The sequence below is a fragment of the Streptomyces sp. 3N207 genome, assembly GCF_052246355.1.
Classification (GTDB): Bacteria; Actinomycetota; Actinomycetes; order Streptomycetales; family Streptomycetaceae; genus Streptomyces.
On the sequence record NZ_JBQQBV010000008.1, the window covers coordinates 14119 to 27851 of the forward strand.

The window sequence follows — 13733 nt, forward strand, 5'->3', positions numbered from 1 at the left end:
CGGGTCGGCCTCAGCGGAGCTTGCCAACGACCGGTCGGCCTCCGCGGAGCTTGCCAGGGACGGGTCGGCCTCAGCGGAGCTTGCCGGGGGCGGGCCAGTCCTGAAAGAGCCTGGCGGGATTGGGTTGGCTGGGGGCTCGGCGTGCGGGGTGTCGGTGGGTGGCGGGGCTGGTTCGGGTTCGGGCTCGGGGGAGGGGGCTGCCTCCGGCAGGGTCGCGCCGGGCGGGACGGCGAGGGCCGGGCGGGGTGGCCGTCGACAGAGGGACCGGCATGGGCTGGAGATGAGTGGGCTCGGCAGCGGCGATGGTGGTGCGGAGGCAGCGGCGTGGTACGAGAGCGCGGTCGACTCGCTGCTGTTCTTCCGGGGTGATGTTGCCGAGTCCGTCGGTGCGATGCGTCGGGTGGCGCCGGGGGCGCCGCTGGGCCAGGTGTTCGCCGCGTATCTGGGTCTGCTCGGTACCGAGCAGACCCAGGCGGCAGCTGCGGGTGAGGAGTTCGCGCGCTTCCGTGCCGGGGCGGACCACACCAACTTCACCGAGCGCGAGCGGGCCCACCTGTGTGCGGCGTCCGTCTGGCTCGGCGGGGACATCGAGCGGGCCGGTGCGCTGTTGCGTGAGATCAACGTCAGCTGGCCGCGGGACACTCTGGCGTTGGCGGTCGGACACCAGATCGACTTCTTCACCGGGAACGCCGCATCGCTGCGTGACCGGATCGCCGGGGCGTTGACGGCCTGGGACGATGAGGATCCGCACTACGGTCCGCTGCTGGGTATGTTCGGCTTCGGTCTGGAGGAGTCGGGGCACTATGCCCGGGCGGAACAGCTGGCGTCGGCCGCTGTGGAGCGGCAGCCGGGCGATGTATGGGGCATCCACGCAGTCGTACACACCCTGGAGATGCAGGGGCGCTTTGCGGAGGGCATCCGCTATCTCGACGCGCGTACGCGGGACTGGGGCGCCAACAACATGATGGCGGTGCACAACTGGTGGCACTACGCCCTCTATGCGCTGGAGTCAGGCGATACGGGCCGCGTGCTGGAGATCTACGACGCTGTGCACGATCCCGCCTCTTCCGCGGGACTGGCTCTCGAACTGCTGGACGCGGCCGCGCTGTTGTGGCGGCTCTACCTGGATGGGGAGGAGGCCCGGCGGGCTGTCGGCGACCGTTGGGGCCCGTTGGCCGATGCCTGGGCGGCACGCGGGGACGGTCCCCACTATGCCTTCAACGACACCCATGCCGTCATGGCCTATCTCGGTGCCGGTCGGGTGCGGGAGGCCGAGGCGCTGGTGGCCGACCGTACGGAGTGGGCGGAGCGTCCGCATCCGGGCGTCACCAACCACACCATGACGGCGGAGGTCGGGTTGCCGGTCTGCCGGGCGCTGATCGCCTTCGCGCGGGGGCGGTACGAGGAGGCTGTCGAGCTGTTGCTGCCGCTGCGCGGGCGGCTCCATACGTTCGGCGGCAGCCATGCACAGCGGGACGCGGTGGAGCGCACGCTGGTCGAGGCGGCGCTGCGGGCACGCCGGTTCGAGTTGGCCCGCACCCTGCTGAGCGAACGCCTCAATCTACGCCCCACCAGCCCCTACAACTGGCTTGGCCAGGCCCGCCTCGCCGACGAGTTGGGCAGGGCGGCGCTGGCCGCCACCGCCCGTGCAAAGGCCACCGATCTGGCCGCCCTCGGCAAGGGTGCGCTGGCTGGTGCCGCCACCCCGGCGGAAACCCTCGCCTTGGCGGAGTGCGTCGCTTCTGCGGAGAGCCTCGCCTCTGCGGAGTCCGTCGATCCCGCTGAAAGCGTCGCTTCTGCGGGGTCCGTCGCTTCTGGGGGAGCCCGTACTTCCGGGGGATCGCCCGCTTCCGCGGGGTCCGTCGCTTCCGCGGGGTCCGTCGCTTCCGCGGGGTCCTCCACTCCGCCGGAGTCCTTCGTCTCGGCGGAGACTCTTACCCAACGGATCTCGGCAGACTGACAGCAGCTCCCGATGCTGCCCCGGCCCCGGCCCCGGCCCATGCTCATACGTGGCGCGTTGCTTTGCTTGCGGGTTCGGCGCCCGCTGCCTTGTGGCAGTGCTCCGGCGTACAACTGCCGGTTATATGAAGAGAAGTGGTCGGTCGTTCGATGGCCGGAAAGGCGGGCAAGTCCCTTTTGTGACGTGATTGCGGCAGCGTAATCACCGGCGAAAGGGGCTGGAATTGCCCGATGCTTGGTATTTGCTGCGCCCGCCGCATTCCCGGTCTGCCGCGGGGGAACGGTTGCGGGAGATGCGCTCGCGTGGTCGGGCGGCTCTGTCGGCGGGAGTTGCCGCCGGGCTCGCCGCCGCGCGGGATTCGAGGGCGTACGCGCCCTGGGTGCAGGTCAATCTGGCTGTGGAGCAGGAGGAGCGGGCCCGCGCGCATTTCTGTGCGGAACTTGGCATGGTGGCACGCGAATTCCTCGGCGCGGATCGAGCGCGGAACTTCTTCTTCATGCACAAGGAACCCGGAATGCGGGTGTGCTTTCAGGCGTCCGGTGCGGACGGCGCCGCACCGTTGCGGGCCGCGTTGCTGCGTCGGCTCGCCCGGTGCGAGGGTGTGCGGACGCGGCCGGTGTGCGTGGTGTACGAGCCTGAGCAGTATCTCTTCGGCGGCCCGGCGTCGATGGCGTACGTGCACGACCTGTTCACCCTCGATTCCTTCGCCTGGCTGGATCACCATGTCGCGCACACGGGCTGCGAGGGGCAGTTGACGGCTTGGCGGCATTCGCTGTTGCTGCTGCGGGAGCTCTTTGCCGGGCTGGACATCGTCGGCTGGGAGCAGCGTGGGGTGTGGCACGGGGTGTGGCACGCCCTGAGCCGCGAGGCCGGGCGCGGGCTGAGAGGCGCGGCGGCGGGCGTCGATCCGGCGGCACGGCAGCAGGTTGCCGCGGCCATCGTCGGGTACTGGCGCGCATCCCGCGAAGAGGCGCTGCGCGCCTTCCCCGAGAAGCGTCGCCCCGCACTGAACCGGCACGCCGAGGCGGTCCGTCAGGCAGCCACCCGCTGGCGGCAGGGGTACTTCGAAGCAGGCGGGGCAACGGTAGGGCCGAACACGGCCGCCGCCTACTTCACCGTCTTCCACTGGAACCGAGGCCGACTGTCCCTCGCTCGCCAGAGCCTGCTGACCGACGCGCTGGCATCCGACGGAGGGGTTCCCCATGCGGGCAGACCGACCCGGCGCTGACGTCGCCGTCACGAGGCCCGAAAGAGGCCACCCGGCACCCGCGGGCCCACCCGGCCCGGTGATGAGCGCGCTGCCGCGCGGGTCGGCCGCGGGTGCGCCGACGTTGCGCGGGGCGGCAATTGGAGGGGCGCTGCCCGATCCCCCGGCGGCGCCCCACGGGCCGACGCCGCGGACCCGGTATGAGGGGCGGCGGCCGGTGCGTACGCCCGGATCGCCCGGCGACTGCCTGCTGCGACCGCTGGGCCGCGCCCGAGCGGGTACGGGATCGAGTTCGGCATCGGGTGCGGAAGCGGGTACGGCATCCGGTGCGGCACCGGGTACCGAAGCAGGTGCCGGACCGGTGCGGACTCGGGTACGGAATCAGGTACGCGAAAGGCTGCTGGAGCCAGCCTGTCGGAAGCCGCCGAACCGCTCGGCGTGGTCTCCCAGTTGCTGCACCTCCTGCCGCCGTACGGCGGAAGAGCTCGCAGAACGCGCTGCTGCCGCCTGGTGCGGCGCGGCAACCGGCCTCCCCGGCGCCCGTCCGTCCTCCCACAGCGGCGGTGCGCCGGGGCGGACGCCGCATCAACAGGCGACGACGCCGCATCAACAGGCGACGGACGCCACCCAGCAGCGACGGGACGCCACCCAACAGCAACAGGCACCACATCAACAGGCGACGGACACCACATCAGCAGCGACAGAACAGCGAACAGAACAGCGAACAGAAAGGAGGGGCCCGCCATGACCCAGCACACTCTCACCGATGCGGGGATCCGTACGGTGGCCCTGCGGGTCGCCGTCGCCGCGCTCGACCGATGGGCCGACCGCGCCAGACAGGCCGCGGTACAGCGTCCGCCCGACGTATCCGTCGGGGCGTCGCCCGAACAGGCCGGTGATCCCGGAATCCCCGTACTGGCGCGGCAGGTGGCCGCGGCCGGAGGTGCCGAGGCGGCGGTGGTCGCGGCCCGTGCCTGCGCGGTATGGGCCCGGGCGGCGGGACGCGGGCCGGGCCACCGCGGGCTGTACGACGGCGGGCTCGCCGGGACGCTCGTGGGGCTGCGGCAGTGTGCCGTACTGCATCCGGCGCTGCATCCGGTCGCCGACCGGCTGCGGGACCGGCTGCTGGACCGGCCCGTCAGCGGCCAAGTGCCCTATGGGGCGGTCACCTTCCCCGACTACGACCTGATCCTCGGCCCCTCCGGCGTCCTCCTCGCGCTGACCGGGGACCTGCCCCACGCGGGGAGTACGCGGGACAGGGTGGCCGGGCCGCGAAGCACACTGGCTGGGACGGACGACACGAGGCGCGCGCCCAAGGGTTTCGGGAAGGGGCTGACGGAGGGCGTTCCGAACGGGAGGGCGCCTGGCGAGGCGGGGCTGGCCGCGTACGCCGAGCACCTTGCCGCCCTCTGCGACACTGCCGAACTGCCCGGCCTGCGCACCCACTACCCCGACCATCCGCTGCTGGGCTGGCTGCACGGGCGTATCAACACCGGTATGGGGCACGGGGTCGCAGGCGTCACGGTGGCGCTCAGTGCGGCCGTACGGCGGCTGGGTCCGCGTCCTGAGCTGACCGCCGCGCTCGGTCACACCTGCCGCTGGCTGGTGGGCGAGTCCTTCGACGACGCGCGGGACATCCGCTCCTGGAACGGCTGCGGGTCCGACGGAGCGCCCCGGCTGCCCGGCGCGCACGCGCGCCAAGGGTGGTGTTACGGCACACCCGGTGTCTCCTGGGCGCTGTGGGAGGCGGCCGACGTGCTCGAGGGCGGGGCGGCGTCCAACTGGGCGGCGTCCGCTTTCACCTCGCTGGCCGAAGGCTTCCATGAGGGCTACCACCTCTTCGGGGACCATCCCGGCGACCGGCTCGGTCTGTGCCACGGTGCTGCGGGCGTGCTGGCGATCGCCGACGCGCTGCACTGCCACGGCCGGTTGCCCGCCGCCACCCAGCTGCGGGGCCGACTGCTGGGTCTTCTGGTCGCGCATGAGGACGAGTTGGCGGCGCTGGCCGAGGAACGGTGCGGGCTGCTCGGCGGCGTCGGCGGTGTCCTCGCCGCCATGCTGACCGCGACGGGCGGCAGCCGCACATGGCTGTCCTGCCTGGGCCTGCGCTGAACCCCTCCCCAGGGGGCGCCCCGCAAGGGGCGCGGGGAACTGCGCGACCAGCCACAACGGGACCCGCAGCCTGCGTACGCCAGGAAGGGGCACTCCCTCGCCAGTCGGGCTCTAGCGAAACTCCACGGCAGGCGCTTGTGCTGGCGGTGGTGGCCGTAGGCCCTACGGCGGTTTCAGGGAGGCCGGGTGGCGACGCTGATCGAGGACTACGCGCTGATCGGGGACATGCAGACGGCCGCACTGGTCGCCAGGGACGGCTCGGTGGACTGGCTGTGTCTGCCGCGCTTCGACTCGCCCGCCGTCTTCGCCGGTCTTCTGGGCACCGACGACCACGGGTTCTGGCGGCTGGCGCCCGCCGCCCGCGGCCCGGCGCCGGTGGTGGGGGAACCTCCCGGCCGGAGCCAGGGGCGGGCCGCCGCGCGGCGCCGCTACCGGGGCGACTCGCTTGTGCTGGAGTCTGAGTGGGACACGCCCGAGGGCACCGTACGGGTCACCGACTTCATGCCGCCGCGCCGGAACGCGGCACCGTGCCTGGTGCGGATCGTGGAGGGCGTCTCCGGGCGGGTGCGGATGAGCTCCGCGCTGCGGATGCGGTTCAGCTACGGCCGCGTCGTGCCGTGGGTACGGCGGGAGGGCGGGCGGCGCGGTACCGGCCTGGCGGACCGTACCGTCGCCGTCGCGGGGCCGGACTCGCTGTGGCTGGACACCGACGCCGAGACGTACGGCAGCGACCTGACCACCCACGCCGACTTCACCGTCACCGCGGGCCGGCGGGTGACGCTCACCCTCAGCTGGCAGCCCTCGCACCTGGCCGCGCCGCCCCGGCCCGACGCGGAAGAACTGCTGCGCGGCACCGAGCGGTTCTGGGACGGCTGGACCGCTCAGTGCAGCTACACCGGGCGCTGGCGGGAGGCCGTCGTCCGCTCCCTCATCACCCTCAAGGCCCTCACCTATGCGCCCACCGGTGGCATCGTCGCCGCGCCCACCACCTCGCTGCCCGAGGAACTCGGCGGGGTACGCAACTGGGACTACCGCTACACCTGGCTGCGGGACGCCGCCATCACGCTGGGCGCGCTGCTGCGCACCGGGTACCGCGAGGAGGCCCGGCGCTGGCGCGAGTGGCTGCTGCGGGCGGTGGCCGGTGACGCGCAGAACCTCCAGATCATGTACGGCGTCGCCGGTGAGCGGGAGCTCGCCGAGTCCGAACTGGCCTGGCTGCCGGGGTACGAGGGCTCCCGGCCGGTACGCATCGGCAACGGCGCAGCCGACCAGCTCCAGCTGGATGTGTACGGGGAGGTCGTCGACGCGCTGTGGCTCGGCCAGACCTCCGGGCTGACGCCCGATGCCCGCGACGACAGCACGCACATCCTCCAGATGAAGCTCATGAACTACCTGGAGTCCAACTGGCGCGAGCCCGATGAGGGCATCTGGGAGGTCCGCGGGCCCAGGCGGCACTTCACCCACTCCAAGGTGATGACGTGGGTGGCCGCCGACCGTACGGTGCGCCGGCTCTCCCGGCTCGGCCTGGAGGGGCCCGTCGCGCGGTGGCGTGCCCTGCGGGACGACGTACATCGTGAGGTGTGCGCCAAGGGGTACGACGCGGACCGCAACACCTTCACCCAGTCCTACGGTTCGAGTGAACTGGACGCCTCGCTGCTGCTGATACCGCAGGTGGGCTTTCTGCCGCCGGACGATCCGCGGGTCGTCGGCACGGTGGAGGCGGTGCAGCGGGAGCTGTGCGAGGACGGTTTCGTACGCCGCTACCCCGTCACCGGCGAGGGGGACGGGCTGCCCGGCGGGGAGGGCGTCTTCCTCGCCTGCTCCTTCTGGCTGGCGCACGATCTCGCCCTCATCGGCCGCCCCGCCGAGGGCCGCCGGCTCTTCGAACGTCTGCTGGCCCTCCGCAACGATGTGGGCCTCCTCGCGGAGGAGTTCGACACCGCGCGCCAACGGCTGGTCGGCAACTTCCCGCAGGCCTTCAGCCATGTGCCCCTCATAGACGCCGCGTTGCGCCTGGGGCGCCCCGCCGAAGGTGAGGGCTGACACCGACATTCCGCTTGCCCGGCGTGGGGGCTGCGCTTGCCAGCCCTGCGCCTGGGGGTACCCCCTGCTCGAAGAGCTTGGGGGAGCAGACCTCCCAAGCTCCGCAGGGGGACGCGCCCCGAAGGGGCGCGGGGAACTGCTCCCCCAGCCTCCGGCCGGGAGGTGCCCCCAGCAACCACAATGCGCCCGCAGTCCGCGTGCCACGGGCAGGGGCACCCCGTCGGGCTTTAGAGCCGTCCACGAGTGGGAGCTCTCACGCTGGGGGCCCAGTCGGTTGCCCCGGGAGGACACGTGTGGATTCGCAAGGCATTGGCAGCGGTGTGGAGGGCCCTCTCCACGTACGGAATGCTCTGGGTGGTCCCGCATTTCGATGTGAGGGAGAACAAGGCGGCGGCCCGCGATCCGCAAGGATCCACGGTGAATAAAGGGGGACTTGAGAGGGTCGAGTCAAGCTCTGGCCAGAGATGACACGTTCGCGTGTCGTCCGGAAAGGCCCGCCCGTCGGGCGGGCCGCCAACGGGGCTATGGGGGCGATGATGGCTGTGCCCAGGAACTTCTCGGAACTCGCACTGCGGAGAATCCACGAGCGGCCCGAAGCGACCGCTTACCAGTTCGTCCGGGCAGGCCGCGACGACCGGCTCGAAGCCGACTCCCTCAGCTACGGCGATCTGGGCACCCGCTCCCTCCAGCTGGCCGCCTGGCTCCAGGAGCGCGGCTGTCACGGGCAGCGGGTGCTGATCCTGCACACCGACGGCGCGCAGTTCGTCACCAGCTTCCTCGGCTGCCTGTTCGCCGGCGCCGTGGCCGTCCCGGCGCCGCCGCCCAGCGGCGCCCGGCAGAACGTGGAGCGGGTCGGGAACATCATCAAGGACGCCGCCGTCAGCTATCTGATGACGGACTCCGCGAACGCCTCCGCCGTCTCCCAACTGCTGGCAACGATCGGTCACTCCGAGGTCGTCTGCCTGGCCACCGACCGGGCGACGAGCACGGACAGCGCGCCTGCGCCCGAGTGGCACGAGCCCGGGCTCTTCCCCGACGACGTCGCATATCTGCAGTACACCTCCGGATCGGTCAGCGACCCCAAGGGCGTCATGGTGACGCACCGGAACATGCTCGCCAACCAGGAGGCCATCCGGCAGGGGATGCGTACGACGGGCGACTCGGTGGTCGGCGGCTGGCTGCCGTTCCACCACGACATGGGCCTGGCGGGCCATCTGCTGCACCCGTTGTGGCTGGGCAGCAGGGGCGTGCTCATGCCGCCGATCAGCTTCGTCAAGCGCCCGGTCAACTGGCTGCGCATGGTGGACAGCTACGGCATCACCACGGGTGGCGGCCCGAACCTCGGCTACGACCTGTGTCTGCGCCGTGTCACCGACGAGCAGCTGAGCGGGCTGGACCTCTCCCGCTGGACGACGGCCGTCAACGGGGCCGAGCCGGTGCGTGCCGAGACGATGGACGCATTCGCCGAGCGGTTCGCACCCGCCGGGTTCCGCCGCTCGGCGTTCTACCCCTGCTACGGGCTGGCCGAGGCGACCCTGCTGGTTTCCGGGGGGACGCCCGGCTCCCCGGCGCTGGAGCGCACCGTCGACTCGGGCGACCTGGAGCGCCACTCCGTCTGCGAGGCGCGGCCGGGCAGACCGAGCCGCACCCTGGTCAGTTCGGGCATCCCGCGCGGCTGCGAGGTGCGGATCGTCGACCCGGAGAGCCACGCGCAGCTGCCGGACGGGCGGGTCGGCGAGGTGTGGGTGCGCGGGGACAGCGTGGCGCACGGCTACTGGAACCGGCCGCTGGACAACGCGCACGCCTTCCGCGCCACCACTGCCGACGGCACCGAGGGTTTCCTGCGTACGGGAGATCTGGGCGTGCTGGACGGCGGGGAGCTGTTCGTCACCGGACGGCTCAAGGACATCATGATCGTCGCCGGGCGCAATCTGTACCCGCAGGACATCGAGCGCAGCGTGCAGCAGGTCAGCGCACTCTTCGGCTCCAGTGCCGCGTTCTCCGTGGAGTCGGACCGGGACCATGTGGTGGTCGTGCAGGAGGTACGCACCAGCCGCAACTACGACACTCGGCTGGCATCGCTGGCGGCGGATGTGCAGCAGTGCGTGGCCCGGGAGTTCGAGGTGGCCGCCGAGAACGTACTGCTGGTGCGCCCCGGCACCGTGCGCAGGACCACCAGCGGCAAGCTGCAGCGCCGCGCCATGCGGCAGATGTTCCTGGAGGGACAGATCCAGCCGCTGCACGAGGTGATAGCGCCCGAGGTGCGCAAGCTCGTCGACGCCGGGGCCGACGCCCGCGCAGGCAGCCGCCGCGGCGCGGGGGAGCGACGATGACGGTGCTGCCCGGGCGGCGTACACGGCAGGGGCCCGAGCCGGCCCCCACCCGGGAGCCCGCCTCGGCGTCGGTCACCCGGGAACCGTCTTCGGTGCCCGTTGCGCGGTGGCCGCTGGCCGAACGGCTGGACGCCTGGCTCGGTGACCCCCACGACAGCACCGGGCCGTTCGGTTACGCCACCGCGGCCCGCGAGGACGCCGCCGAGGAGTTCCCCTCGGCCGCCTGCGCCGCGCTCGACGAACTGGGTGTCCAGCATTACTACGTGCCGGCGCAGTACGGCGGCACCCTCACCAGCCTGCCGCAGCTGCTGGAGCTGATCCGTACTCTCGCCCGGCGGGATCTGACGACGGCGGTGGGGCACGGCAAGACGTTTCTGGGTGCCGTGTGCATCTGGGTCGCCGAGGAGGGCGCGGGCGCGGCGCGGCTGGCCGCTCTGGTGCGCGCGGGGGAGCCCGTCTCACTGGGGCTGACCGAACGCGCCCACGGCAGCGATCTGATGGCCGGCGAGGTCGTCGCCGAGCCGACGGCCGACGGCTATCGTATTTCCGGTGAGAAGTGGCTGATCAACAACGCCACCCGCGGCCGGCTCGTCTGTCTGCTGGCCCGTACGGCGCCGGAGGGCGGGCCGCGCGGCTTCAGCCTGCTGCTCGTGGACAAGGCGGAGCTGCCGGCCGGCACCTTCCGCACCCTGCCCAAGGTGCCCACGCTCGGCATCCGGGGCGCCGACATCAGCGGCATCGCCTTGGACGGGGCACCGGTGGGCCGCGAGTGCCTGGTGGGGCGGGAGGGCGAGGGCCCGGAAACCGTGCTGAAGGCGCTCCAGATCACCCGCTCGCTGTGTACGGCGCTCTCGCTGGGCGCCGCCGACCACGGGCTGCGGCTCGCCCACGGCTTCGCCGCCGAGCGGGAGCTGTACGGGCGGCGGATGCTGGATCTGCCGCTGGTGCGGCGGACGCTGGCGGAGTGTTACGGCGACCTGCTGGCCGCCGAGGCGGTCAGCGCGGTCGCGGCACGCAGCATCCACACGCTCCCGGGCGAGCTGAGTGTCACCTCGGCCGTCGCCAAGTACCTGGTGCCCACCCTGGTGGACCGGATGCTGCTGCGGCTGCGCGGGGTGCTGGGGGCGCGTGCGTTCCTCAGCGACTACCACGCGCACGGGCGCTTCCAGAAGCTGGAGCGCGACCACCGCATCGTCGGCATCTTCGACGGCAACACGATGGTGAACCTGTACGCGCTCACCGCCCAGTTCCGCACGCTGGCCCGCGAGTTCACCGCACCGGACCGGCACTCGGACCGGCACGCGGACCGGGAGGCCGACACCTTCTCCCTCGTACGCGCGCTGCCGGATCTGCGGCCTGACCGGCTCAGCCTGCTGGCCCGGCGCGGCAGCACGCTGATGGCCTCGTTGCCCGGGAACACGGCGGCTCTCGAACGTGCCGCGGCCGGTGATGTGCGGCTGGCCGCCGCGGCGCGGACGGCACGCACCCTGACGGCAGCCTGCGGCGAGTTGCATGCCCGGATGGGGGCTGCCCGGCTGGTGCCGGGCGGGGCGCCCGCGGAAAGCTTCGAGCTGGCGCGCGGCTACAGCGCCTGCTTCGCCGCGGCCTGCGCGCTGGGGCTGTGGCGGCACAACAGCCAGCCGTCGCCGCTGTGGCTCCAGGCGGTGCTGGACCGGCTCTCGAGCGCGCTGGAGGAGGCTGTACCCGGCAGTACCGGGCCGTTGCCGCGGCCCTGGGGGCTGGAGGAGGAGGTGCGGGAGCCGCTCTACGAGCGGCTGCTGGAACGGATGGCAGCACAGTACGCGGCGGGGGAGCTGTTCTCCCTGCTCCCGTGCCGCATAGCAGAGGGACCACCATGCTGACGCCGACCGAGGGCACCGAGGGCACCGGGGCCGAAGAGGAGCTCCGTGTCCAGCACCGGATCGCCGACCTGGAGCGCCGCTTCGGCGATCCGTCCGACCCGGACAACCCGCTGGGCATCACGGCGCTGCTGGCCGCCGACGAGCGGGGCGAGCTGCTCGCCGAGGCCGAGGACGTACTGACCGACTTCCAGCTGAACGCCGAGTTCGTACCCAGGGAGTGGGGCGGCAGGCTGGAGCGGGTGGACACGATGGGCCGGGTGCTGCGGGCCGTCTTCCGCAGGGACGCCAGCCTGGGGCTCGGGTACGGTGCCACCTCCTTCCTCGCCGCGATCGCCGTATGGGCGGCCGGCACCGAGGAGCAGCGGCGGCGGGTGGCCGAACTGCTGCTGGGCGGCGGACGGCTGGCCATCGCGTACCACGAGCTGGCGCACGGCAACGACTTCGTACGCAACGAGTTCCGTGCGACCCCCACCGCCGACGGCGGGTTTCTGCTCGACGGCGTCAAGCAGGTGATCAACAACGTCGTCCGCGCCGAGGCGCTGGTCCTCTTCAGCCGTACCGACGACGCCGCGGGCAGCCGCAGCCACTCCGTGCTGCTGGTGGAGAAGGACCGGCTGCCGGACGGACAGCTGCGTTATCTGCCGCGCTACGCCACCGTGGGGGTACGCGGCTGCCAGAACGCCGGTATCGAGTTCACCGGCTGCCCCGTGGCGGGCGACGCGCTCGTCGGCGAGCTGGGCGACGGTGTCGAACTGGCGCTGCGCTCCTTCCAGATCACCCGCAGCGTCGTACCGTCGATGATCCTGGGCGGGGGCGACACCGCGCTGCGGACCGCTGTGAGCTTCGCGCTGAACCGGCAGCTGTACAACCGTTCGGTGCTGGAGATCCCGCACGCCCGTGCCACCCTCGTCGGCGCCTTCACCGATCTGCTGATCTGCGACTGTCTGGCGCTGGCCGCCACCCGCGCCGTCCACCTGCTGCCTGCCGAGACGAGCGTGTACGCGGCGGCCGTGAAGTATCTGCTGCCCAAGCTGCTGACGGAGACCACCTACGACCTGTCCGTCGTGCTGGGGGCCAACTTCTATGTGCGCGGCGGCGAGTACGGCGCCTTCCAGAAGCATGTACGGGACCTGCCGATGATCAGCCTCGGGCATGCGGGCACCGCGGCCTGCCAGGCGACGATCATCCCGCAGCTGCCCCGGCTGGCCCGCACCGCGTGGTTCACAGGACCGCCGGCACCGGACGGGCTCTTCCGGATCCGCGACCCGCTGCCGCCCCTGGACCCCGCGCGGCTGGAGCTGGTGGCGACGGCGGACGGGCTGGCCTGTTCGCTGGCGGGAGCCGCCGAGGAACTGGCGGGCGAGGGCGGCACGGAGGCCGGTGCCCGCACCGGTGCGGGCACCGGCCTCCGCGCCCGCACCGGCGAATACGGCGAGCCGCTGGTTGCGCTGGCCGGCGAGCTGGAGGCGGAGCTGCGCGGCCTCCAGGAGGAGTGCGCCGCCATGCCCGCCAAGGACCGCACCGTACTGGCCAGTCCCCGCGCCTACGCGGGCGCCGACCGCTACGCACTGCTGCTGGCGGCGGCGGCCTGCCTGGGAGTGTGGCGCAACCAGGGCGGCGGCCGGGGCCCGGACGGGCAGGCGGACGCGCACGCCGCCTCCACGGACTTCCTCGCCTCCCCGGTGTGGCTGACGGTCGCCCTCACCCGGATCGCCAAGCGGCTCGGCCGCCCGCTGCCCAAGCTGCCCGCGGGCTGGGAGGAACACCTGCTGGACGAGGTGCTGTCGCGGTACCACGAGGCCCGCAGCTACGACCTGTACGACACCCCGCTCGCCGGCTGAGGAGCAGGACGAGGAGCAGGACGAGGAGCATGCCATGGTGCCGCAACCGATCGGAGCCCACGTCCCCGACCCGCCAGGGACGCAACCGGCGCTGGGGGAGCGCGAGTTCGCGCGCTGGCTGACCGCCCGGCTGGCGGAGTTCCTGAACCGGTCCGCGGAGGACATCGACCCGCGTACGCCGTTCGCGGAGTACGGACTGGACTCCGTCGCCGCGCTGAGCCTCTACGGCGACATCGAGGACGAATTCGCGCTCTACCTGGAGCCGACCGTCGCCTGGGACCACCCCACCGTCGAGGCACTCGCCCGCTGCCTCGCCGACGAGTACGCGCGGAGCGGCGGCACCGCACGCGCCGACGGATCCGCGGAGGTGTGACG

General features: G+C 72.3%; 8 protein-coding genes. All 8 read left to right on the forward strand.

The window, feature by feature from the left end; translation table 11 throughout:
• Positions 1-280 precede the first annotated feature (280 nt).
• On the forward strand, positions 281-1960 hold the full coding sequence (locus ACTWP9_RS14285; protein WP_443246488.1) for a tetratricopeptide repeat protein: 1680 nt from the start codon (positions 281-283) through the stop codon (positions 1958-1960).
• A 292-nt stretch (positions 1961-2252) separates the two neighbouring features.
• Positions 2253-3188, forward strand: coding sequence for a thiopeptide-type bacteriocin biosynthesis protein (locus tag ACTWP9_RS14290; RefSeq protein ID WP_443246489.1), 936 nt, complete (start codon positions 2253-2255; stop codon positions 3186-3188).
• 723 nt (positions 3189-3911) lie between these two features.
• Entirely contained in the window at positions 3912-5279 is a 1368-nt protein-coding gene (locus ACTWP9_RS14295) for a lanthionine synthetase LanC family protein (RefSeq protein WP_443246490.1), read from the forward strand.
• Between the two features lie 186 nt (positions 5280-5465).
• Complete coding sequence (locus ACTWP9_RS14300; RefSeq protein ID WP_443246491.1) at positions 5466-7322, forward strand: glycoside hydrolase family 15 protein; 1857 nt, start codon at positions 5466-5468, stop codon at positions 7320-7322.
• A gap of 464 nt (positions 7323-7786) precedes the next feature.
• On the forward strand, positions 7787-9655 hold the full coding sequence (locus ACTWP9_RS14305) for a fatty acyl-AMP ligase (RefSeq protein WP_443246492.1): 1869 nt from the start codon (positions 7787-7789) through the stop codon (positions 9653-9655).
• Positions 9652-11517 carry an acyl-CoA dehydrogenase family protein gene (locus ACTWP9_RS14310; RefSeq protein WP_443246493.1) on the forward strand — a complete coding sequence of 622 codons (1866 nt, stop codon included), beginning with the start codon at positions 9652-9654 and terminating at the stop codon, positions 11515-11517. Before ACTWP9_RS14305 ends, ACTWP9_RS14310 begins: the two co-directional genes overlap by 4 nt.
• The gene (locus tag ACTWP9_RS14315) at positions 11511-13358 is read left to right on the forward strand and encodes an acyl-CoA dehydrogenase family protein (RefSeq protein WP_443246494.1); all 1848 of its coding nucleotides are present in this window, start codon (positions 11511-11513) and stop codon (positions 13356-13358) included. The genes ACTWP9_RS14310 and ACTWP9_RS14315 overlap by 7 nt, the downstream gene beginning before the upstream one ends.
• Before the next feature lie 34 nt (positions 13359-13392).
• On the forward strand, positions 13393-13731 hold the full coding sequence (locus ACTWP9_RS14320) for an acyl carrier protein (RefSeq protein ID WP_443246495.1): 339 nt from the start codon (positions 13393-13395) through the stop codon (positions 13729-13731).
• Positions 13732-13733 lie beyond the last annotated feature (2 nt).